Here is a 24,113-nt window from a genome sequence, read left to right as displayed (position 1 = left end):
TAGCCTTTAATTTCACAAAATAGCAAAAATCAAACAGTCAAAATCACTGAATTAATCACAAAATAATAATAGAATTGAAGTTAGGTTCAATATAAAACACGAACTATAAAAACAATTGAAATTTGATTATGTACCACCTGATGAAAATTAAGTGATACATATCTTCCTTTAAAAGCAACATTAGTCGCTCAGGAATACAATTCATCTAAAAACTCAAGTGTGTATATTATGAGTTCACAATAACTATTTAATCAATTTAGCAAGATATTTTCCATAGTTATTCTTTGCCATCGGTTCAGCAAGTTTGAGAACCTGGTCAGCAGTGATAAATCCTTTACGGAATGCAATCTCCTCCGGGCAAGCAACTTTTAACCCCTGACGTTCTTCAATAGTTGCAATAAAATTACTAGCTTCGATGAGACTCTGGTGAGTACCAGTATCAAGCCACGCATAACCACGTCCCATCATCTCAACGGAGAGATTTCCTTGCTCCAGATAAAGTTGATTAATATCTGTGATTTCTAGCTCACCGCGCGCCGAAGGCTTCAGGGTCTTAGCTAGGGAAACTGCACTATTATCATAGAAATAAAGTCCAGTCACTGCATAGTTACTTTTAGGTTTTGCGGGCTTCTCTTCTAAGGAGATAGCCTTGCCTGTCTCATCAAACTCGGCTACGCCATATCGCTCTGGATCATTGACATGATAAGCAAAAACAGTCGCACCTGATTCTTTTTTCACTGCGTTTGAAAGTAATTTTGGTAAATCATGACCGTAGAAAATATTATCACCTAACACTAGCGCACAACTATCATCACCTATGAACTCTTCACCAATAATGAAAGCCTGAGCCAGACCATCAGGACTATCCTGTATTTTATACTTTAAGTTCAGTCCCCACTGACTCCCATCACCTAGCAGTTGTTCAAATCGAGGCGTATCCTGGGGTGTACTGATAATAAGTATATCTCGAATCCCTGCCAGCATTAACGTGGTCAGTGGATAGTAAATCATCGGTTTATCATAGATCGGTAATAATTGCTTACTCACCGCCATTGTAACTGGGTAAAGTCGTGTTCCTGAACCACCTGCTAAAATAATACCTTTACGAGTTGTCATTTTTTATCTCAAATAGTGTTTATGCCAAAGAGTAGGGATCAAAGTGACGATGCGGTAAATAGTTCAGCCAACATCCGCTTCACACCAACCTGCCATTGTGGTAACTGCAGATTGAAAGTCGTCTGAAATTTTTCCGTTGAAAGACGGGAGTTTCCAGGACGGCAAGCTGGTGTCAGATATTCACTCGTTGATATTTTTCTGACATCCTTAACAGCTAATTCAATCCCTGCTTTACGTGCTTGAGCAAAAACCAATTCAGCGTAATCAGCCCAAGTTGTAACCCCAGATGCAACCAAATGATATAAGCCAGCGACTTCTGGCCTAGCTTGTGCGGTGATAATGGCGTGAGCAGTGCAATCAGCAAGCAACTCAGCACCAGTCGGTGCACCAAATTGGTCACAGATAACCGACAAAGTCACATTTTTTTTTGCCAATCTTAGCATAGTCTTGGCAAAATTATTCCCTTTACCAGCATAGACCCAGCTAGTACGAAATATAAGATATTTTTCACAATGTTGCTGCAATAATTGCTCACCAGCTAGTTTGGTTTCACCATAAACATTGAGCGGATTCGTCGGGTCAGTTTCTTTCTTTGCAATGTCACCATCACCAGGGAAAACGTAATCAGTGGAGTAGTGGATAACCCAAGCATCGATCTTTTTGGCTTCCGATGCAATAGCCCCAACACTCTCGGCATTCACTATATACGCCAACTCAGATTCGGACTCTGCTTTGTCAACTGCGGTATATGCAGCAGCATTAACAATAACATCAGGTTTGATTCGGCGTATAGTTTCGGCAATCCCTTCGGGATTGGCAAAATCACCACAATACTCACTAGAATTAAAATCTAGTGCAGTCAATTTACCCAAAGGGGCCAATGCCCGCTGTAGCTCCCAACCTACCTGCCCGCCCTTACCAAATAATAGTATATTCATTACACTCGATCCTTATAGTTATGCTTAATCCAGTTAGCATACTCCCCGCTTCTCACATTATTTATCCACTCTGTATTGTCGAGATACCACTGGACAGTCTTGCGAATCCCGGACTCAAAGCTTTCCTGAGGGGACCAATTAAGTTCATTTTTGATTTTATCCGCATCTATAGCATAACGACGGTCATGGCCCGGTCGATCTGCAACCCAGCTAATTAGTTCACGGTATGAAGTTGAAGATGGAACGAGTTCATCAAGTAAATCACAAATTGCATGAACCACTTCAATATTTTTTTTCTCATTATGCCCGCCTATGTTATAGGTTTCTCCTGGCGTGCCTTTAGTCAATACGCAATAGAGCGCACGTGCATGATCCTCTACATATAGCCAGTCTCGAATTTGATCACCCTTGCCATAGATTGGCAATTGTTTTCCTTCAAGGGCATTCAGTATCACCAGAGGTATAAGTTTTTCTGGAAAGTGATATGGACCATAGTTATTAGAGCAATTAGTAACAATTGTCGGTAAACCGTAAGTCCGCTTCCACGCACGCACCAAATGATCACTGGATGCTTTTGAAGCTGAATATGGGCTGCTTGGTGCATAAGCTGTTTCCTCGGTGAACAACGGTAATGAATCATTATCGCCTTCCCATTGATCCGGGTGCGGTAAGTCACCGTAAACCTCATCAGTTGAAATATGATGAAATCGGAACGCTTCTTTACGTGAACTTTCTAAGTTATTCCAGTAAGCTCTACACACCTCTAACAATGTGTATGTACCTACAATATTCGTTTCAATAAAATCTGCCGGACCAGAAATTGAGCGATCTACATGGCTTTCTGCAGCCAAATGCATAATTAAATCAGGTTGATGACGTTCGAAAATGCGTTCAATGTCAGCTTTATCGCAAATATCTGCTTTCTCGAAAGAATAACGCTCATTATCAGCAATGCTTTTTAACGATTCTAGATTACCTGCGTAGGTCAATTTATCAACATTGACAACATAGTCAGCGGTATTATTTATAATATATCGAACCACTGCAGAACCAATAAAGCCCGCACCGCCTGTTACCAGAATTTTCATCAAATAGACCTATAAATTAAAGTTGAGAAGCATATTCTTTAAAAGTTAATCCTTTCATATCCTTATCAGAAAGAATAGGATCGGATACCAGCCATTCAATATTCAGATCAGCATCATTCCATAAAATACATTTTTCACTTGCAGGATCGTAATAATTTGTACACTTATATTCAAAATCAGCGACATCAGAGAGAACAACAAAACCATGAGCAAGTCCTGGCGCGATCCAAAATTGTTTTTTATTGCTTTCGCTAAGAATTACTGACTCCCAAAGACCAAAAGTTGGTGAATTTTTACGGATATCAACGGCCACATCAAGTACTTCTCCATGGACCACACGAACTAACTTGCCTTGTGGATTATTGGTCTGGAGATGTAAGCCGCGTAAAACATTTTTGACTGAACGTGAATGGTTATCCTGGATAAAATCATGTTCAATATCTAACATTTTCTTATAACGCTGGGCGTTAAATGTTTCCAAAAAGAAACCACGTACATCTTCAAATACTTTGGGTTCTATGATCTTAACACCATTGATCTTAGTATCAATAACTTTCATCATCGCACCTTTAATAGGATTAATAAGCACCGTCGCGTTTTAAAACGACACTAATTGTTTTAAATAAAATAACGATATCATTCCATAGAGACCAGTTTTTAACGTACCATGAATCAAAATATACACGTTTTTCATAATCGACATCATTTCGTCCACTTACCTGCCATAAACCTGTCATACCTGGTTTTGCCATGAGGTAGTAATCAGCTTCATCGTTATAGCGTAGTAGTTCCTCAGCGATAACTGGTCGCGGACCAACTAAGCTCATCTCACCTTTCAAAACATTAAAGAGTTGCGGAAGTTCGTCCAAGCTGGTACGTCGAATAAATTTTCCTATTGGAGTAATTCGAGGGTCATCTCGTAACTTAAAGTCTTTTTCCCATTCATCTCTGGCTTGAGAATCACTTTCAAGCAGGTTTTGTAGCACCTCCTGCGAATTCATCACCATTGAGCGAAATTTAAGACATTTAAATAAGTTTCCTTTTCGACCGACCCTTTCATGCCCATAAATAGCATACCCACCGTCTTTCTTTACTTTAAGGCTCAGATAAATAAGTAGTGGGGAAAGTAAAATTAAAAGAAAGCTAGAGACTATAATATCAAAAGTTCGTTTAACAAAACGAGAACTACGTTTAGCTAGATTGTTATTTACTCTAAGTAATAAGACTTCATGGCTAAAGATGAATGCCATATCTGTTCCATACAATGGCACACCACGAATTGTAGGTATTACTGAAATCGAACGACATTTTTTCTTTGTGAGATTTTTAAGCCATCGATCTAATTGTTGATAGTCACCATCATCAAATGCAAGGATAAATTGGATGTTTCTAAAATCTTCAATTTTGTAGATATCTTCCTCTTCTGTAAGAAGCTTAATATCTTCACTAATAGGTTCAACTTTGCCATTGACAGTATATAAATATTGAATATCATAGCCTAAGTTCTTTTCACTCATTAATGCTTGATATGCATCATAAGCGTTAACACCGCCACCTAGAATAATAGTTTTCTTTTTCCACATACCTATCTTTTTTAGGAATCGCTTAACTAAATTTCGGCCGACCGGTATAAATATAAAAATCCCACACCAAGTAAAAGCCCAAAGATAGCGAGAAAAATGCCATTTTGAAAACGCGACGATCGCCAAATCTATTACAGCGAAAATGATGACTGTTCGTAGTATTTCTTTTAGCTCATTCCAGAATGGTTTCCTGTATGTATAATGGCGTAAGCGAATTCCAAACCACGCTACAGCGACGAATCCAAGAATGAAGTGAGAGAGTACTCGGTAATTATAATCTTCCCCAGGCAGAAAAGGTGATAAGTCACCGCCAAAAAAATGCTTGGTAAGCATCATTGCTACAAAAAGAGAGGATATATAGACAAAAAAATCAACACTTGCGAAAACATATTTCGGTACATTATGCTTAAACTTATTCTTTAACATGACTCACCTATTATAAGAATTCTTCCAGTAATTCCTGTGCATACTCATTTTTTTTATGACACTAAGCGGGAGATTTTTATATCTTAATCCAATTTTGTATCCAATTAATTTTGCCACATTATTCATAAATGCTTTAATAATTAACAATGGATTATGTCTCATTAGATAAATCACCTCTGATTTAATAAATCTATTACCTTCTGACGATACTGCATTAAACTTTTTCTGAATCCACGGTTCATCTTGATGGAAAACACCAATATCGAAATAACGCTTATATTCTTCGATAATTGAGTAATTATGTGAATGACGGACTGCAGCCTCAGAGCAATAGCCTGTTTTTAGATTATGTTGAATAGCTTTCGCCGCAAAAAACATATCTTCACAAAGGATAGTGTCAGTTGGGAAACCACCAATACGCTGAAAATCATCTACTTTATAAGCGGAAAATGAATTAGACATGAAAGCAGTTTTGATGCCACGAATAGGGATACAATCTAGCTGATTTATCAACGACTCGCATCCATAATTAAATTCACGTGCATGGGCAGCTATTGGATTAGCATCAATATGAGGAAGTTGCTTACCATATGCAGCGCATAGATCATTTTCGACCATAAAATTGATTAATGTAGCCACACTATTTCTAGTTTCAAGAATAGCATCCTGAGTCAGAAAAATAACATAATCCTTATCATGAAAAATATCCATAGCTAGATTACGAGTACCACCATGATTAAAATCATGCTGCTGGATCTCATGGACAATAAATCCATACTGTTGGGCAACTGCTTGGGTGTTGTCCTTACTTTGTGAGTCCACAACCACGACATCAGTACCGGGTTGACAATTTAGATGAATAGCTTGCGCCGCTTTCTCCCAAATTTCCCCACCATTATAAGTCACTACCGCAATACCAATTTTTAAAGTAGAGCTCATTATTTCATTTCCAAAGAATCAATAATCTGTTTCGCTAACTCAGCCCAACTGTGACTAACCAAATATGCAGGATCATCAGTAAATGTAGTCGGCCCGAAAATATCTTCACCTTGGGAAAAGGCAGCTAATTTTTCGGCCAACAAAACAGCATCATCAGGTTTGAAAAAGTTCACTCTTTCATAATTTCCTATTGTCTCATGAGCATAGGGTAGATCGGCAGAAAGAATTGGTAATTTAAACTCTTTTGCTTCAGAAAGAGGAAGACCCCATGTTTCAAGCTTAGAAGGGAAAATTAGAGCATCGGTTTCATTGCGATATATATCATCTAATTTTTCTTTACTTTTCAGACCAATGAAATGTATATTTTGCAACCCACGCCTTTCACACTCAAAAATAATAAAATCTCCAAATTTCGTCATTCCTTTATTAAAGGTCAATATTATGTTTAATTTATTATAGATATGTATTTGTTGTTTTTTTAAGATTGCCATCGCATCAAGAAGTATATTGAAATTTTTAAAAGTTCTTGGAAATGCTGGGTACAGCAATCTTTTTACTCCAGTAGACACTGAGTTGCATTGAGCGGTTTCACGGTTTCTTATATTTTCTGCCTCAGGGCGGGCAACCAACAAATTATTAATACTATAGTTTTCCTTAAAATACTTTGCAATCCATTGCTGTTGCACAATGACTAGCTTATTAGATTTGATATTAACGCGATATAAATATTTGTAAAGTTTGGTAAACAAGAAAAAAGTTCGATCATACTTAAGATCGAGATGACTTGCCTGATAAAATGGAGATGGGTTATGGCAATACACAAATTGGTTGGCCGTAGCTACCCGTGCAGACATATCGTGCAGACATATCCAAGCATCTGGATTTAGTTCTTTACTCAATGTAAAGCTAGTTATATATTCAAACTTGAGTCTTTTAAGCCAGCCTGTTTTAATATTTTTATACTCATAAAATTCAATATTTTCTTGTGACTTAAATTGTTCAAATAGATTGACATCGTGAACCAAGCAAATTAACCTCACCCCAGAGACTTTGCTAAATGTAGTGATCATCGTCCTGAATACGGTCAAAATACCGCCTTCAACCATATTAACACCGGAAAGAACAATTAGCTTATTCATAAATCAACCAAAGTATTGAGAAAATTACACTGTAGGCAAACCTCTCAGTATAATAGGGTTTAACATATTTATGCAAGAAACGTATCTTTTGTAAAAAAGTTAATTTCCTTTTACATTCATTATTTTCTAACAGATTAAGCATTATTCGCGCCGATACGACTGAGCGCTTAATTCCTGATAAGGTCTTTTTCACTCTTTTAGCTCTAGCGAAGGTACTACGTTGTTGGGCACCTACAACGTTTGCTGAGTGTTGGCGATAATTAACAAGAGGCCGAGCCAGATAAAATATTTTCCCACTCCTCGCAGCCTGAAAAGCATACCAGTGATCATGCATTGCAATATGCTCAGGCACCATTCCGGCCATTTTGAGAAGTATTGAATTCATAATAACTGTACAGCCATAAACCGACGATCGCCAAGTTAAATAATTTAATGCCAAATTATTATTCGGATCAAGTTTTGAATAATTGTAAAAATCATCATTTATTAAGTTAAGATTTTCATCAACTATTCTAAGGTTTGAAAAGCCTAAACAAGGGACTTTTTCTCCGTTGATTATCTCTTGTTCACGAATCTCATTAAGCATCAGTTCTATTTTATCTTTTTCCCACACATCGTCTTGATCGCAAAAAAGAATATAATCCGCTGTACTGAATTGGATTCCATTATTGAAGTTTTTCACAACTCCTGCGGCATTATTACAAACATGACAACTAACCCTAGGATCTTGCTTCGAAATATTATGAATAAGGTCAACTGTACCATCAGAAGACCCGTCATCTGTAACAATTAAATTTAGCGCCGTATGCGATTGTTCCAAAATAGAAAAAATTTGCTGCTGAATAAATTTGGCACCATTATGAGCCGCAAGAATAACATCAACATGGATATCCTGATTCATAGTTATTTAAACACTCATTTTAATATGAGTATTTTCCTCCTTTGCCTATAACTCCATCCCAAATACCTTGCAAAATAAATTTAATTCGTTTCCTTTTGGGTGTCATAATCGCAAAAAGAGGTATTTTTTTTAGCAAAAGAAAAATAATTATAAGTTTGCTCCTCATGTCAAAACTCTTTGATTTTAATGAGAAAATCCAATTTCGTACAAGATAATATTGTCATACAGGCGAGCCTATTCTAACCTCCCAAATAAAGAGTTTTGGATACTCGTTTTCACCAATATTATGGTTCATTATTACACGTGGAGTTTCAAAAGAAAGATATCCTTTCTTTCGTGCACGATGGCTCCACTCAACATCAATCATATCGATGAACCAATCGGCTTTAAACATCCCCACGGTTTGAAAGGCATGTAGAGGAAAAAGAGCGCCAGAAGAAATAATAAAATCTTTCTCAGCTAGTCCCAAATTTTTTGGTTGATGATCTGTTGATTGCTGATTAATTGTTGGACCTATGCAAGCAATAGGATACTGATCTTTAAATTTATTATACTCAGCAATCATTTTTTTGCAGTATGAATCTGAAATCTGCGAGTCTTGATCAAAGGTAAAAATAAAATCACAATTTTCATCCATCGCTTTCTGCAACCCTATATTTTGCGCCTCAGCGATACCGACATTGTCATTCAGTCGAACAATATCCACATCCTTGTAGCTATTAACTTGTGAAGGCTCACTATTATCAACAATAATCACCTTAGATACCTGATGTGTTATTTTTCTGACAAACTCATCAAGTACTGAATTATCCGGATTATAGGTGACAATGATTGCAAATATTTTGTAGTCCATATTAATTTATCTTTTATAAATTCGTAATTTATTTGATACAATCTTTAGCAACAGCGCATCTAAAGCTACTCGGCCTGTCCAAGCGATAGCTGTACCTAATAATCCATAATGTAAAGTTAAAACATACAGAATGATAAGATACGGGATTATCTCAGAAAGATGAATAAATGCTGTAAACTTAGCTTTTCCTGCGGCCTGTATTAGTGAATATGGGATCTGAGCTAAGGCGTTAAAATAAAACCCTACAATTAGGACCTGTAAGATGTGCGCTGAATGAATGCCAAACTCCTCTCCCATCCATAAGGACATTAGCTGCTTTGAAAAGAACAAGCATATGATGACCACGGGAACACAAATAATAGACATCAATAGAATACTTTGCTTTTCAAGCTTTATTCTTTCCTCAGCTGATTGCGCATAACTAAGCTTAGGAAATAAGGCTCTTGCTAAAGCAGCTGGAATATTTAATAGTCGACCGATGCCTTCTGAGGGGGCAGTATAAAAAGCGACTTTACCCGCGCCTAATAAATTTGACACTACAAACCGATCAAAATAGACCATCATAGGGCTGATTATATTACTAATCGTTAGCCATCCTCCAAATTTTATAAGCCGTATAAATGTTTTCCTGCTAAAATTTATACCACTGGAAATTATTATTTTTCTACAAATAAAACATGTAAGTATAAATGAAATTAACCTACCGAATATTAAACCAATGATCGCGGATTTTAATGTAGGCTGGAAAATACAGCATAAAGCAGGGAGCCCAGCAATTGCTGAATTACTAATTGAACGCTGTATATTAATGTTAATAAATTTCTCATGGCCTTCCAACCATGCTAACCATATCTGATTTAATAGATAAATTGGAATAATAAATGCCAGTAATATGAAAGACTGACGAACTTCATCTCTCATATCTACTGACACTTTTAAAAACGAATTAAGATGCGGTACACTCAGTAATAAAAGAATTGCGGCCGTACAGCCCATAAACAATACTACTATACCTGATGTGGCGATAATTTTATACTGTTCTTGCAAGTCATCACGATAAATAGAAATTTCTCGAATGACAGCACGACTGAGCCCTGCATCAAAAATACTAGCATAACCCACAATTGCAAATGCCAATGTGAATATACCAAAAGCTTCGACGCCTATAACTCGAGCAAGATAACCTAAGGCAGGTACAGCAATTAATGTTGGAATTGCAAAACCTGCCAAATTATAAAAACTATTCTTTATTAGACTCATAACTCTATTTTTTGAAAACCTGCAGAAGCCTGCACATTTTTAGGTATGCTACCGCCCCTGGCCTTGCAGCTACCAGAGCACTACCTAAATTCCAAAGATGTAACCAGCCCCGCCAGCTATCGCAAAGCTCTGTTAAATTCAAACGCTAATTGTCTTACCAAATGCGACCAGAAACAAGAAAAAAACTGACAAAGCCATGATTAAACTTGGTAGGTTAACTTGTTGTTATTGGTCATTTTTCATAAAAAAGCGACAGTAACATTCCATTGCTTAAAGCATAGAAGCTGGGATGTTAGCTGCCGCTATTTTTTCTGGCTTACCGTCACAAAGACCTGTAAATATCTACTCGCTCAGTAGCTTCTCGATGCTCTTACGGAATTTCGGACCTTCTTTCAGGTTACGCAGCCCATACTTAACGAATGCCTGCATGTAGCCCATCTTTTTACCGCAATCGTAGCTGTCACCCGTCATCAGCATGGCATCAACAGACTGTTTTTTAGCCAACTCTGCAATGGCATCAGTCAGCTGAATACGTCCCCAGGCACCTGGAGCAGTTTTTTCCAGCTCTGCCCAGATATCAGCAGAAAGCACATAGCGTCCTACGGCCATCAGATCGGAATCCAGCGTTTGCGGCTGATCCGGTTTTTCGATGAACTCAACGATACGGCTGACTTTACCTTCGTTGTCCAAAGCCTCTTTGGTTTGAATAACAGAGTATTCAGACAGATCGCCCTCCATACGCTTAGCCAGCACCTGACTGCGCCCGGTTTCATTAAAACGAGCAACCATAGCAGCGAGGTTGTAGCGCAGCGGATCCGCACTTGCGGTATCCAGAATAACGTCAGGTAATACCACGACGAACGGGTTATCACCAATGATAGGGCGAGCACAAAGAATGGAGTGACCCAGACCCAGTAACTGAGCCTGACGGACGTTCATGATAGTCACGCCCGGAGGACAGATAGACTGCACCTCGGCTAATAACTGGCGCTTAACACGCTGCTCAAGCAACGATTCGAGTTCGTAAGAGGTGTCGAAGTGGTTCTCAACCGCGTTCTTAGACGCATGAGTTACCAGAACGATTTCTTTGATACCTGCAGCTACAATTTCGTCGACAATGTATTGAATCATCGGCTTGTCTACGATCGGCAGCATCTCTTTAGGGATTGCCTTAGTGGCTGGCAACATGTGCATCCCCAGACCTGCTACCGGAATAACTGCTTTCAGATTAATCATTAAGTCATTCACCTATTCATTAGTTGCTGAATTATAGCTTTTTAGCTTGTTTTAGCCAGTATGAATTACATTGTACAGTTGCCGCGTATGTTACGCCGCTTATCTGTAGAATGCAGTAATCTTAAGCTCAAGTATGTACAACTTGAGCCAGGAATGGTCGCAAAGTTACCTCTCCTGCCCCGGTAGTCGAAAATTCACCGCTTCAACATTCACCACCTGATGGTTTACCCGGTCGATGTCAACTGAACTTTGCCCAGCTTCGTTTACCGCATGAACATTGGCCAGTGAGAGTAGTGTGTCCTGCCTGGCCATAAACTTTCCGCGTACGTCCTGGCGCAGATCGAAGTGCATCTTAAGTGCGGGCCCCGTGGCCAATTGCTGCATCACCCTGACGTTACGTAAAAAAAGGTGCTGCGGTTGGTTGTGCAACTCAAGCGTGGCACACTTCATCTCCACGTTGGTGATGGCCACGAATGACGTTGCATTACCAGAGGAGATCTGAATTCCGCGTAATTTGTATTCACGTTTGGTGTTATCGAGATGGATATTATTTAGCTTAAAGTTTTGTGGAATGGATAAATATCGACCTTTGATAACGCCATAACCAATGAGCATACCTGCGCTGTTCTCCATATTGATATTATCGATCACGAAGTTATCACATCCATAAATAGCAACCGTCGCATTATCAATGCCCGCTTTCTTACTGAAATCCGGTGTGATATTTCGCGCGGTAATATTACGAATGATAAAATGCTTGCCGTTCTCCACATGAACTAACTGCCGACAGTCGGTACCGGTGATGTTCGCCACCACGAAGTTTTTTACCGCCAGTTCATCGGGATAGCTATTGTCATAGGTACTGCCCGCCAGCCCGATACCGATGCCCCAGTTCACATTGCCATTGGTACAGTTAATACGTTCAATGACATGGTCAGAAATGAGGATGTTGCTGTCGTTGATAGCCACATTCCACTCAATGGCATCTCCCTGTAGATCGCTAAAACGGCAGTTTGTAATCTTTACGCCATCCATTCGGTTATGAAAACCCTGACGCAAAATCCCATAGTTAGCGCGTGTGACAGTAATATCATCAATAATCAGATTACGCATCAGCCTTGAAGTTTTACCGCCGATATAGATTTGCGTCACCGGACCGAAACCGCTCATGGCAATCCCTTTTATTACACAGTCCGAACCACGTACATCCAGGGTAACGTTCTTCAGGCTCCCGCCCTGCTCGCCCACCACTTTGCATCCATCCTGCAGAATAAAGCGCCCACGGCCATTGCCACTTATTCGCCCTTGTATGAAGAGCGTTTTGCCTGGCGGAATAACAATAGCAGTATTGAGATCCTTACATTCCAGGCCTTTTGGTACGACGACCATTTGCCCTTCTTTGAACGCCTGCCTGAAAGAGGCCACCCAATCCTGTGGGTTGTAATCCTGAATGTTGACGCTGCCCGATGATTCAAGCGCGCGAACAACGGGAGAATGCAGCACGACAAGCGCAGAGCCCGCCGTCAGAAAAGTACGGCGTGAGAGTTTGTTCTCTGACATACAACCTCGATTTACATCGTTTGCAGCAGACTGGCTAACTGTTTATTGATAGCTAACTGATTAAATTCATTTTCAATTTTTTCACGCGCACACTGCACAATCGACTGTACCTGCTCACTGTCGAGCAGGCTAAATGCCGCTAAACGCTCTGCCAGTGCCTGCGCGTCGTTTTCCGGTACCAGCCAGCCTGATTTACCCGACTCGACCAGCTCCGGGATCCCGCTGTGAACGGTGGAAATCACCGGAATACCCACCGCCATTGCCTCCATCAGTGCCACCGGGATCCCTTCCATATCGCCGTCTCTTCCGGTGATCGAAGGCAGCAAAAATACATCCGCCTGTTCAAGCATCTCCTTTACCTGATGACTGGGCTTAAAGCCGGGCATCTCAATAACGCCATCGAGTTGATATTGCTCGATCAGCGTACGTAAACGACGCTCCCAAGGGCCGATACCCAGAATTCGATAACGAAATGAAACGCCCTGCTCTTTTAACTGACGACAAGCTTCGATGGCGAGGTGCAGTCCTTTTTTCTCGGTTAACCGGGCAACAGAGATTATTTCCAGCGGTGCAGTTGGCGATTTCAACTGGCGTGGCGTAAAGCGTGTCATATCGATTCCCATACGCGAGACGGCAATTTTTTGCGGCGGACATCCCATATTTTTTAACCGTCCGGCCCAGAGATTGCTGATGGGCAACATTAAATCACCGCGTTGAAACAGCTGCTGATACTCAGGGGTATAGCGGGCCAAAACGCCCCGGTGCGAAACATCAATCCCATGAAATACCGTGGCGATTTTTCCGCGGATCATCCCAAGCTCACGCAGCTTGGCGGCCGTTACGCCTGCGGGCCCAAAATGAGCAATAAAAACATCCGCCTCAAACGCTCGCGGATTCCCGCCGCAAATAGCTGCCAAAATCAGATTGCGCGCCTCCTCACCATAGCGTGCAACATTAAGCGCTTTCCAGGTCGCTGCGCGGGTAATACCGTGCAGAGCCGCCGCTGCCCTATATTTCAGTTTCGCCAGTTTGCTTTCCGGTTCATTCAGCAACCAGCGAGTTTTTTCACCCAGACGGTAGGTATTAAAGGAGGCATGAGTATTTTCAAGATCGCCCTTCTGCAAAGCGACAATCTCCACGTCGTAGCCCATATCGATAAATGCGGTTATCTGATTGAGTACAAATGTCTCGGAGGAGAGCGGAAATTTAAGCAGGAAAAAACCAATCTTCATTTATCCCCCTCAATACGCGTTAAAACCGACTGCACCATGCGTACCCCACGTTCGCGTTCGCGCATAACCGCGTCGCCGAGACGTATGCGCAGCTCAGGTAACTGTCCGAGAGTATCGGCAACCTTCCCTTCGAGACCGCCATCGAGAAGATGACGAATATCAACAGCCATCTCCGGTAACCCCAGTTGTTGCATGATCCCGGCCGATTTGTGCTCGTAGTTAATGGCGATGGCAGGCGTCATAAAATTCATCGAGATGATGGCAGAATGCAAGCGAGTCCCCACCGTCAGATCGCAGGCGCCCAGAATCTTCCCCATCTCCAGATCGTTAAGTTCATCCATCACCACGTGATATCGGGCCGGATCGTTAACATACTGGCGCAGGTTTAACGCCACCATGCGGTCATCTTTGTTGTAACTATCAATACCGGTGCAAGTTGACAGCGCTATCACCTGGTAACCTTCGTCGAGGATGCGGTTCACCACCCCGGAAAAGGCTTGCTCATAGGCCTGCTGCGTTGTCCCCAGACGCTTATCAAAAGGAGCCAGCTCACGCAATGTAATGGCAACGGTCTTCTGTTTAGCCGCCATGTCTAACCAGTGCTGTACCGCATAACCTGGCTCAAAATCCTCATGATGGTTGTCAACCAGCCAGGCCGTATCCACGCCAGTTTCGACTTTATCCGTGGTAATTGCGCTGCGCTTCATCAGATCCAGACTGACGGATTCACGTAAAATCAACGCATTACAGTGACCAAACACGTAGTTCGCCAGTTGATTAAACTGCCCATCCTGGAATGGCCCCACGCTGTGACCAATCATGTACAGCGGTTTTTTCGCCATAAACGAACACAGGGCATGTTCAAACTGCGGCACGCCATACAGATCGACAAAGAACGATCCGCCGACCTGGATGATGGCGTCATAGCGCGACAGCAGACGGACAAAATCGGTAAAGCCCTGGGCGATAGCGATATTGCGCAGATTACCGGAATCGGTAACACGCGAGAGCAGTACCTGATGCTGATAGCGACGACGCAGCACTTTCTTCACGCGCCCCATAACACCCGCTGCGTTGTTATGTTGCTTCATCTGCAAATACAGCGGGTCGCCCATCACCGGGCGGTTTAACAACCACGAAGAGCTCACCGGGTAACGGCTCATCACATCCACTTCGGTCTCGGGACGCAACGCGTTAATGGCATCCAGCAAACCGCGCAGGATCGCGCTATCCCCTCGGTTCCCGCAGGTATGGTTGCCTAAAATTAGTAATTTCATTATGACCTCTTAAAACGTTGTTCTTATCCCGCACGGAGCAAGGTTTTCATTTTTTCACTGCGACAGAATTGGCGTTTTATTTCCACCACCAGCGGATGGCGCGACAGCACAATCATTAGCGCAAACACCAGTGCTCCTGCCGCTATCTGGATCCCCAGCAGCGCGCTTAATGGCACCTGGTTGCGCAGGGTTAAGCCCAACGCATAGCTCACCACAAGGGTTGGTAAGGAGAGATACAACGGCAGCCACAGGCTGAGCATGTACTGACGGTAGCTGGAGCCAAGAACAGGTTTGATCATCACGAAGTAGCTGAGGATCGTGTTAATCACCTGGACCAACAGAAAGCCCAGCGTCACGCCAATCGCCCCCGCCAGATGACCGCCAATGAAAATGGCAGGAATAAACAAAAAGGTTTTGAACACATTGAATTTGAAGCTGATATCGACCCGGGCTTTCGCCATCAAAAGCGATCCTATTGGATTCCCCACGGATCGCAGCAAACCCACAATGCACAATAGTTGCAGGACCGGAATAATGCCGTTCCACTTATCGCCGAATACCAGCGGCACCACGTTATTCGACACCACCATCAGTCCCAGTAGCGCTGGGAAGTTGATAATCCCAACCACTGACAGCAACTTGTAAAAATTCACTCGTAGTTTTTCGCTGTCGTCCTGGATTTTGGCAAACGCCGGAAACAGCACGCGGGTGATAATCGGGTTCAGTTTGATCGGCGGGACAACCGCCACGTTCCAGGCGAGATTGAATCCGCCCGCCACGCCAGCTCCCAACGTGCGAGCTAAAACCAGCGTGGAAAGGTTGGTATTGATGTAATTGATGATGCTGTCTGCCGTCAGCCATGCGCCAAAACGCAGGTTCGACGAAACGGATGCCAGCGAAAAATGCAGCCCGGGTCGGTAAATCCGGCGGCCAAAATAGCCGAACAGCAGCGTACGTAGCGTACTATTCACCAGATACCCAAGAATGGCCGTCAGCGCGAGCGGCCAGAAATGGGCGCTGACCACGGTAAAGGTAAATCCAGCCAGCACCGAACTGGTTTCAATCATGCCAATTTTGTTGAAGGCCAGCTCTTTTTGCATCAGCGCGCGAAACTGCTGCCCGTGCGGTATCACCACAAACGCCAGTGATAAGGTTTTGATGAGCGGTGCCAGTTCTGGGTTATTGAGCACATGGGCAATCGTCTCGCTCAGCAGAAACATCGCCACGCATACCACGATACCCAGCCCAACGTTTAGCCAGTACAGCGTCGTCAGCTCCAGATAACCAATCTCTTTGCGTTGAATAATTGAGTTGGCGATACCGAAATCCGACAGCGTATCGGCCAGCGCTATGATCACCAGCGACACGGTTAACAACCCGAACTGGTGGTTATCAATAATTCGCGCCAGGACAGTCATCTGAATAAGTCCGAGCCCAATAATGATCACCGTTGCAATCGCCGACCACTTTGCGCCATTAAGCGTTTTTTCTCGTAAGCTCATGTTAATACGCCGCTTTGTTAACAAAGCCTTTGAATATCGTCAGAAAAACAATTTTGATATCGAACCACACGCTCCACTCGCGAATGTATTCGAGGTCAAACTCCACACGTTTCTCCATTTTTTCCAGCGTATCGGTTTCACCGCGCCAGCCGTTGATTTGCGCCCAGCCGGTAATACCCGGTTTCACCTTATGGCGTAACATGTATCCCTCAATCAGTTGGCGGTACTGTTCGTTATGCGCCACCGCATGCGGACGTGGTCCGACGATAGACATCCCCCCGGTGAGCACGTTAATAAACTGCGGCAGTTCATCAAGCGACGTCCGACGCAGGAAATTCCCCACAGGAGTAACGCGCGGATCGTTTTGCGTGGCCTGCGTCACCACCGCATCGTTTTCCATCACTTTCATTGAGCGAAACTTCCAGACTTTGATCGGCTTCCCATCCATGCCATAGCGAGTCTGGCGGAAAATCACCGGTCCTTTGGAGGTCAGTTTTACCAGTAGTGCTATGCCACACAGCACCGGGGAAATAAGTAGCAGGATCAGTGAAGCCAGCACGATATCTTCCGCGCGCTTCAACAGACGATTAATTCCCGAGAGTGGCGTGTCATACAGCGGCACCACCGGAATGCCGTTCATCTCTTCAATCCGTGAATGCAGAATGTTGAAGGTAAAGACATCAGGAATAAGGATCACTGAACAGGTGGTATCGGCCAGCTCGCGCACTAATTTTTTGACGCTGGCACCATCGCTCATCGACATGGCGATATAAACGTTATGAATGCGTGAGGCTTTGGCGTCATCCACCAGTTGTTGCAGATTACCGGCCCAGTCGCGGGAGTTTTTTCCAGGGATAGGGTCGTGATAGATACCTGCAACTTCAAACCCCAGCCACGGTTCATGGCGAAAGCTGTCCAGCAGCATTTGTCCGGCAGGCAGGTCCCCTGCCACTGCCACCCGGCGAGTGTTGTAACCGCGATTACGCAGCCATCCCGCGCCGTAGCGAATAAACGAACGACTCAACACCAGGCCAACGCTGGATAGCAGATACCACGCCAGCCAGACGGCGAGACGGTTATCAAAATCATTATTAAAGGCGATCAGACCTGCGCAAAAAATCAGGCTTAGCGTCCAGTTTTGCAGCAACAGCACCAGCTCAGTGGTAATTTTGACACCACGCCAGGAGCGATAAAAATCCGTTATGCCACCGAGCATCTGAAAAACGACCAGAGTGATCAGCGCCACCAGCAGGTGCATGTACAGGAAAGGCAAACCGCTTAATTCGCAGATTACCCACAACCCGCCAAACATGATGGTGATATCTGAAAAGCGTTGCACCATCGAAATTAACGACGCATTGGTTTTGGCGCGCTCGCGCTTCTTTAGATGTGTCATCGTGGTTCCTGTTAGTCACCCTTTGCCCAGAATCGGGCAAAGGAAGCACCAGCATTACTGATTCAGTAACGCCAGAAGAGTGCGCGTTCGCGCTTCCATCAACGGAATATCTCCGCGCGATTCCACGTTCAGGCGCACCACCGGTTCGGTATTGGAAGAGCGTAAATTGAAGCGCCAGTCGACAAACGACATGCTGATACCGTCCGTTCTGTCCACCGTCAGCGCCTCACGGGAAAAATGCTGCTCCACGCGCGCAATCGCTGCCGCCGGCTCTGCCAGCGTGCTGTTTATTTCACCACTCGCCGGGTAGGCCGCCATCCGGTCGCGGACCAGTTCGCCCAGCGACTGCCCTTTCAGACACAGCAACTCCGCGACCAGCAGCCACGGGATCATCCCGCTGTCACAGTAGGCAAAGTCACGGAAATAGTGATGCGCACTCATTTCACCGCCGTAGACGGCATCTTCGTGGCGCATCCGCTCTTTGATAAACGCGTGTCCGGTTTTTGACATCACCGGTTTACCGCCTGCCGCCGTCACCACGTCCACGGTGTTCCAGGACAGACGCGGGTCGTGGATAATCTTCGCCCCCGGATTCTTCTCCAGAAACGCCTCCGCCAGCAGGCCGACAATGTAGTAGCCCTCAATGAACTGACCTTTTTCATCGAACAGGAAGCAGCGGTCAAAATCACCGTCGAAGGCAATTCCCATATCTGCGCCGTGTTCAATCACCGCGTTGCGCGTGTCAGCCCGACATTCCGGCAGCAGAGGATTGGGAATACCGTTGGGGAAGTTGCCATCCGGCGTGTTGTGGATTTTGATGAACTCGACCGGCACGCCCAATGTTTTAAAACGGGCTTCAATGGCGTCCACTACAGGGCCTGCCGCGCCGTTACCGGAATTGAGCACCAGCTTCATCGGTTTCAGATTGGCGGGATTGATGTAACCCAGCAGGTGGTCAATGTAGGCATCACGGATAGTAATACGCTGGTAGCGGCCACGTTTTGTCTCATCAACCGCCGGGAAGTCGTTGGCTTCCGCCAGGCGCTGTACGTCGCGCAGACCGGTATCACCGCTGATGGGCCGTGCCCCTTCCCGCACCAGCTTCATGCCGTTGTAATCCATCGGATTATGGCTGGCGGTCACTTCAATACCGCCGTCAATACCCAGGTGGAAGGTGGCAAAATAAATCTCTTCGGTACCCGACATGCCAATATCCAGCACATCCACCCCCGCATCCTGTAGTCCTTTCGCCAGCGCCAGCTTTAGCGTCTTGCTGGTCAGGCGCACATCACCGCCGAGGACAATCGTTTTTGGCTTCAGGAACTCGCCGTAAGCGCGGCCAATACGCCACGCGATATCTTCATTCAGCTCTTCGCCCAGCCTGCCGCGAATATCGTAGGCTTTGAAACAGGTTAATTTCGTCATGATTTACCCTTCTTCAGGCAACAGGAGGCCCTGACTCTTAATGAGCCTTTTAATGAGTGTTAAATGCATTTCCTGGCGCGCTTCGCTTACCGGGCCTACGGTGTTGTAGGCCGGATAAGCGCGGCGCATCCTGCATCAGGCGCGCCCGTATCTGTCCGCAAACCGCACCACATCATCCTCATCGAGGTAAGATCCGGAGCGCACTTCAATCAGATCGAGCGGGATTTTCCCGGGATTCTCCAGACAATGGGTCGCCCCAAGCGGAATATAGACAGACTCGTTTTCAGCGAGCAGTTTGATGTCATCATTGATCGTCACTTTCGCGGTACCGGCCACCACTACCCAGTGTTCAGCCCGGTGATGATGCATCTGCACGGACAATCCTTCACCGGGTTTAACGGTAATTCGCTTCACCTGGTAACGGTCTCCGGCATCAATGGAGTCATACTTGCCCCACGGACGGTAAACTTCACGGTGAATATGGTGTTCATGTCGTCCGTCAGCTTTAATTTGCTCCACCACTTTTTTGACGTCCTGCACCGCGTTGCGATCGGCGATCAGCACCGCATCTTTGGTCTGCACCACCACCAGATCCTTCACCCCGACGGTCGTCACCAGGCCAGATTCGGCATACACGTAGCTGTTTTCCGTTTTGTGGCTAATGACGTCGCCATGATGCACATTGCCTTCGGCGGTATGGGCGCTGATTTCCCACAGCGATGACCAGGAGCCAACATCGCTCCAGCCTGCGTTCATGGGCATTACCACCGCATCGGCCGTACGTTCCATTATCGCATAGTCCACAGACTCTTCCGGACAGGCGAGAAACGCCTGTTCATCAACGCGGATAAAATCGAGATCGGGGTCAACCGTACTCATGGAATTCTCACAGGCCTGAAGAATGTCGGGGCGATATTTTTTCAGTTCTTCCAGATAACGTCCGGCGCGGAACAAGAACATGCCGCTGTTCCAGTAGTAATCGCCGTTCGCCACATAAGCCTGCGCGGTTTCCAGATTGGGCTTTTCAACAAACTGCGCCACTTCGAACGCCACAGCGTCGGTATTCGTTGGCGAAACCTCGCCACGGCGGATATAGCCATAGCCCGTTTCCGGCTGGTCCGGCACGATACCAAACGTCACCAGCTTACCCGCACTGGCATAGGGCATAGCATTGCGAACCGCCTCGCGAAATGCCTCTTCGTCGGCAATCATGTGATCGGCCGCCAATACCAGCAGCAGCGGATCTTCCTCCGGGCTTTGACGTTTTGCCGCCAGTGCGGCCAGCGCTATCGCCGGTGCCGTGTTACGTCCGGCGGGTTCGAGAATAATGTTCTCAGTCAGCTTGTGCAGTTGCCGTAGCTGTTCCGCGACGATGAAACGGTGTTGTTCATTACAGATAACCACCGGGCTTTCACACTCCACGCCGTTCAGACGACATATCGTTGTCTGCAGCATGGTGAGATCACCTTTCAGGCACAGGAACTGCTTTGGATACAATACGCGGGACAGAGGCCATAAACGGCTACCCGAGCCACCGGCCATCACCACCGGAAAGAGTTTGCTTTGACTCATCATTAACCCCGAATATCAGCAATAAATTGGCTAAGCACGTTATCTTTATCCAGCGTGCGTTCGGCATAGTCACGTGCCACCGTATTGACTTTTGGCATCCTCAACGCTTGTTGGATACCGCAAACCAGCGCGTTTACCGATTCCGGCTCCACGCATACTGCGATGCCTGGAACAATGTTACAGAGCTGCCCCAGCTCGGTTTCCGGCTCGGCGGTAATCACCGCGTTACCACCAACGGCGAGGATATTGGTCAGTTTGGAAGGCAGTACGGCATCCGCCGCACCGCGCTTTTGTACCACCAGATGACAGTCCGCCATTTTGAGCAGTGCAGGCAGCGCGTCATAAGATTGCAGCGGAAAGAACATCACATTGTTCAGGCCGCGTTCGCTGGTCATGTTCTCCAGCCGCGCTTTACCCCCGCCCTGCCCGACAATCACAAACAGCCAGGGCCGCTCGCTCAACAGGGCCGCTGCGTCGATTACACTCTCCAGTCCTTGCTTTTCACCAATATTGCCAGAGTAGAGAATGATTTTTTTTCCATCAGGCAAGCCCAGCTGCTGGCGCAACGCCAGAGCATCGGCGGCGTCCACATCGCGAAAACGCGCTACTTCTGACCAGTTCGGAAAGAAAATAACCTTCTGTGCATCAACGCCCTTTTCCTGTGCTTTATTCATCATTGAGCGAGAAATGGTCGAAATATGATCCATATTCAACAGCCCACTGCGCTCAAAAGCGCTGGCCAGTTTTGCCACCATACCGCGCTTGCCTTTGCCCGCCATGCCAAGTCCCAACATGGCATCAACTTCGTAATCCTGAATATGCAGCAGCGTGCGCGCCCCGGACAGCTTCGCCAGCAGGCGCATTCCCGGCGTACAAAACAGCGTCGGTACTACCCCAATGATGCGATCCGGCTTCCAGCGGCGCTGCGCCAGCAGCGGGAAGAAACTGCTCAGGGCGAAACTGCCTAAATGCAGTAGACGCTTGAGCGTGGAGGGCTGCTCAGGCACATACAGCGGGCAACGCCAGACGATGGCATCGCCCTCTTCACGACGGTAGCGCCAGGATGAATAGCGACCGTTGACTTTCCACTGCGGATAATAAGGCGGCGCAGTGATCACCCGTACGTCATGCCCCTGTTGCGCCATCCACGCCACCATTTCACCGGTGTATTTACCGATACCGGTCAACTCCGGCGAATAGTTGATGCCATACACAAGGATCTTCATAGCCCGGGTGCTCCGGCCTGACTCTTCTCACAGAAGTAAGCCCGGCTGTTGTCGTGCACGCGGTCAGTGGCCAGAATCTCTTCAATTGCCAGCCAGCGGTACGCGTCATGTTGAAGGTCAGGCAGTTGCAGGTCGTTTTCCGACACCCGCAGACGAAATCCCAGCACGATGTAATGCGTTGAGAAATCTTCCCCGGAAAAGTTGTCGTCATAGAAGTGCTGCCAGACACCGTAAAACTGCGCAGCGGACAGCAGTAAACGTAACCCCAGCTCAGCTTCAGTAAGCCGCTCAAAGGCCGCGTGCAACGGTTCATCTTTTTGCACCCGACCGCCGGGCACAAACCAGTACCCCTGCGCAGGACGATTGAGGCGCTTGCCAAGCAGAAATTCACCGTGGGCGTTTTCCACGATCAAATCAATGGAAATCAGCGGAGTTGAACGTACAACGGTGGCAAAATCCTCATGACGTAAAAACATGCTTACCCCCGGTAACGCTGCTGGTTTTCAAGAAACCACTGATATGTACTGGCAAGTCCCGCTTGCAGAGATATCTCGTGATACCAGCCCAACTGATGCAGACGCGTAACGTCAAGCAATTTGCGCGGCGTGCCGTCCGGTTTACTGGCGTCAAACACCACGCGCCCCTTGTAACCCACGACCTCCGCAATAGTCTGCGCCAGTTCACGGATGGTGCAGTCCACGCCGGTACCCACGTTGATATGCGACAGCATCGGCTGGGTATATTCCTGCAACACTTCCTGAGCCAACTCCATCACGTGGATACTGGCCGCCGCCATATCGTCGACATGCAGAAATTCACGCATTGGCGTCCCGCTGCCCCATACCACCACATCCGGCGCATTTTGCCCGCGAGCTTCATGAAAGCGGCGCAGCAGCGCCGGGATCACATGCGAATTACTCGGATGAAAGTTGTCATGCGGCCCATACAGATTGGTCGGCATCACCGAGCGATAATCACGGCCATACTGTCGGTTATACGATTCACACAGCTTGATACCGGCAATTTTGGCAATCGCATACGGCTCATTGGTCGGTTCAAGTGTCCCCTGCAACAGTTCACTCTCGGCGATTGGCTGGGTAGCTTGCTTGGGATAAATACAGGATGACCCGAGAAACAACAGTTTATTCACGTTATGCAGATGTGCAGCATGAATAATGTTGCTCTCAATCATCATGTTTTCATAAATAAAATCAGCAGGATAAGTATTGTTTGCCACAATCCCTCCTACTTTTGCCGCCGCCAGATAAACCTGGTCAATACGTTCAGCGGCAAAAAACGCCTGCACCGCACTGGCGTCCAGCAGATTAAGCTGGTCGCGGGTACGCAGCACCAGCTCCACATTATTTCGCTGCGACAATTGTCTGACGATGGCGGACCCCACCATCCCGCGATGGCCCGCCACAAAAATACGTTGTGTCTTCAT

21 protein-coding genes are annotated in these 24,113 nt (G+C 45.7%); all 21 read right to left on the bottom strand.

The window, feature by feature from the left end:
* Positions 1 to 243: 243 nt before the first annotated feature.
* The 21 genes from rfbA to fcl all read right to left on the bottom strand — a co-directional run bounded on the left by rfbA (position 244) and on the right by fcl (position 24,113).
* Positions 244 to 1,116, bottom strand: a complete 873-nt coding sequence (gene rfbA, locus SK39_RS20010) for a glucose-1-phosphate thymidylyltransferase RfbA (RefSeq protein ID WP_044701931.1) — start codon at positions 1,114 to 1,116, stop codon at positions 244 to 246.
* Between the two features lie 38 nt (positions 1,117 to 1,154).
* Positions 1,155 to 2,054: a dTDP-4-dehydrorhamnose reductase gene (gene rfbD / locus SK39_RS20005; RefSeq protein ID WP_044701929.1), complete on the bottom strand. Its 900-nt coding sequence runs from the start codon at positions 2,052 to 2,054 to the stop codon at positions 1,155 to 1,157.
* Positions 2,054 to 3,142 carry a dTDP-glucose 4,6-dehydratase gene (gene rfbB / locus SK39_RS20000; protein WP_003844298.1) on the bottom strand — a complete coding sequence of 363 codons (1,089 nt, stop codon included), beginning with the start codon at positions 3,140 to 3,142 and terminating at the stop codon, positions 2,054 to 2,056. The genes rfbD and rfbB overlap by 1 nt, the downstream gene beginning before the upstream one ends.
* A gap of 16 nt (positions 3,143 to 3,158) precedes the next feature.
* Positions 3,159 to 3,701: a dTDP-4-dehydrorhamnose 3,5-epimerase gene (gene rfbC, locus SK39_RS19995; RefSeq protein ID WP_003844299.1), complete on the bottom strand. Its 543-nt coding sequence runs from the start codon at positions 3,699 to 3,701 to the stop codon at positions 3,159 to 3,161.
* Positions 3,702 to 3,720: 19 nt separating this feature from the next.
* The gene (gene wbaP / locus SK39_RS19990; RefSeq protein ID WP_003844301.1) at positions 3,721 to 5,151 is read right to left on the bottom strand and encodes an undecaprenyl-phosphate galactose phosphotransferase WbaP; all 1,431 of its coding nucleotides are present in this window, start codon (positions 5,149 to 5,151) and stop codon (positions 3,721 to 3,723) included.
* Positions 5,152 to 5,154: 3 nt separating this feature from the next.
* A complete protein-coding gene (locus tag SK39_RS19985) occupies positions 5,155 to 6,090 on the bottom strand; it encodes a glycosyltransferase family 2 protein (RefSeq protein WP_044701927.1) in 936 nt (311 codons plus the stop codon).
* Positions 6,090 to 7,229 carry a glycosyltransferase gene (locus SK39_RS19980; RefSeq protein WP_016150595.1) on the bottom strand — a complete coding sequence of 380 codons (1,140 nt, stop codon included), beginning with the start codon at positions 7,227 to 7,229 and terminating at the stop codon, positions 6,090 to 6,092. The genes SK39_RS19985 and SK39_RS19980 overlap by 1 nt, the downstream gene beginning before the upstream one ends.
* The gene (locus SK39_RS19975; RefSeq protein ID WP_044701925.1) at positions 7,222 to 8,130 is read right to left on the bottom strand and encodes a glycosyltransferase family 2 protein; all 909 of its coding nucleotides are present in this window, start codon (positions 8,128 to 8,130) and stop codon (positions 7,222 to 7,224) included. The genes SK39_RS19980 and SK39_RS19975 overlap by 8 nt, the downstream gene beginning before the upstream one ends.
* 220 nt (positions 8,131 to 8,350) lie before the next feature.
* Entirely contained in the window at positions 8,351 to 8,983 is a 633-nt protein-coding gene (locus tag SK39_RS19970; RefSeq protein WP_231593822.1) for a glycosyltransferase, read from the bottom strand.
* Between the two features lie 6 nt (positions 8,984 to 8,989).
* Entirely contained in the window at positions 8,990 to 10,243 is a 1,254-nt protein-coding gene (locus tag SK39_RS19965; RefSeq protein ID WP_048217348.1) for a flippase, read from the bottom strand.
* 342 nt (positions 10,244 to 10,585) lie between these two features.
* Positions 10,586 to 11,479, bottom strand: a complete 894-nt coding sequence (gene galF, locus SK39_RS19960) for a GalU regulator GalF (protein WP_048217347.1) — start codon at positions 11,477 to 11,479, stop codon at positions 10,586 to 10,588.
* A 165-nt stretch (positions 11,480 to 11,644) separates the two neighbouring features.
* The gene (wcaM, locus tag SK39_RS19955; protein ID WP_048217346.1) at positions 11,645 to 13,039 is read right to left on the bottom strand and encodes a colanic acid biosynthesis protein WcaM; all 1,395 of its coding nucleotides are present in this window, start codon (positions 13,037 to 13,039) and stop codon (positions 11,645 to 11,647) included.
* 11 nt (positions 13,040 to 13,050) lie between these two features.
* A complete protein-coding gene (gene wcaL / locus SK39_RS19950; protein WP_003844312.1) occupies positions 13,051 to 14,271 on the bottom strand; it encodes a colanic acid biosynthesis glycosyltransferase WcaL in 1,221 nt (406 codons plus the stop codon).
* Positions 14,268 to 15,548, bottom strand: coding sequence for a colanic acid biosynthesis pyruvyl transferase WcaK (wcaK, locus tag SK39_RS19945; protein WP_003844313.1), 1,281 nt, complete (start codon positions 15,546 to 15,548; stop codon positions 14,268 to 14,270). Before wcaK ends, wcaL begins: the two co-directional genes overlap by 4 nt.
* A gap of 23 nt (positions 15,549 to 15,571) precedes the next feature.
* A complete protein-coding gene (gene wzxC, locus SK39_RS19940) occupies positions 15,572 to 17,050 on the bottom strand; it encodes a colanic acid undecaprenyl disphosphate flippase WzxC (protein WP_003844314.1) in 1,479 nt (492 codons plus the stop codon).
* A 1-nt stretch (position 17,051) separates the two neighbouring features.
* Complete coding sequence (wcaJ, locus tag SK39_RS19935; RefSeq protein ID WP_003844315.1) at positions 17,052 to 18,446, bottom strand: undecaprenyl-phosphate glucose phosphotransferase; 1,395 nt, start codon at positions 18,444 to 18,446, stop codon at positions 17,052 to 17,054.
* A gap of 54 nt (positions 18,447 to 18,500) precedes the next feature.
* Positions 18,501 to 19,871 (bottom strand): colanic acid biosynthesis phosphomannomutase CpsG, encoded by a 1,371-nt coding sequence (gene cpsG / locus SK39_RS19930; RefSeq protein ID WP_046670039.1) that lies wholly within the window; start codon positions 19,869 to 19,871, stop codon positions 18,501 to 18,503.
* A gap of 135 nt (positions 19,872 to 20,006) precedes the next feature.
* The gene (cpsB, locus tag SK39_RS19925) at positions 20,007 to 21,443 is read right to left on the bottom strand and encodes a mannose-1-phosphate guanyltransferase (RefSeq protein ID WP_048217345.1); all 1,437 of its coding nucleotides are present in this window, start codon (positions 21,441 to 21,443) and stop codon (positions 20,007 to 20,009) included.
* Positions 21,444 to 21,445: 2 nt separating this feature from the next.
* Entirely contained in the window at positions 21,446 to 22,669 is a 1,224-nt protein-coding gene (wcaI, locus tag SK39_RS19920) for a colanic acid biosynthesis fucosyltransferase WcaI (RefSeq protein ID WP_003844321.1), read from the bottom strand.
* Complete coding sequence (locus SK39_RS19915) at positions 22,666 to 23,145, bottom strand: GDP-mannose mannosyl hydrolase (RefSeq protein ID WP_003844322.1); 480 nt, start codon at positions 23,143 to 23,145, stop codon at positions 22,666 to 22,668. The genes wcaI and SK39_RS19915 overlap by 4 nt, the downstream gene beginning before the upstream one ends.
* Positions 23,146 to 23,147: 2 nt before the next feature.
* A complete protein-coding gene (gene fcl / locus SK39_RS19910; RefSeq protein WP_003841801.1) occupies positions 23,148 to 24,113 on the bottom strand; it encodes a GDP-L-fucose synthase in 966 nt (321 codons plus the stop codon).

This window comes from Citrobacter sp. BIDMC107, assembly GCF_001037575.1.
In the GTDB taxonomy this organism is placed as follows: domain Bacteria; phylum Pseudomonadota; class Gammaproteobacteria; order Enterobacterales; family Enterobacteriaceae; genus Citrobacter; species Citrobacter freundii.
This window is presented reverse-complemented; position numbering and strand designations above follow the sequence as displayed.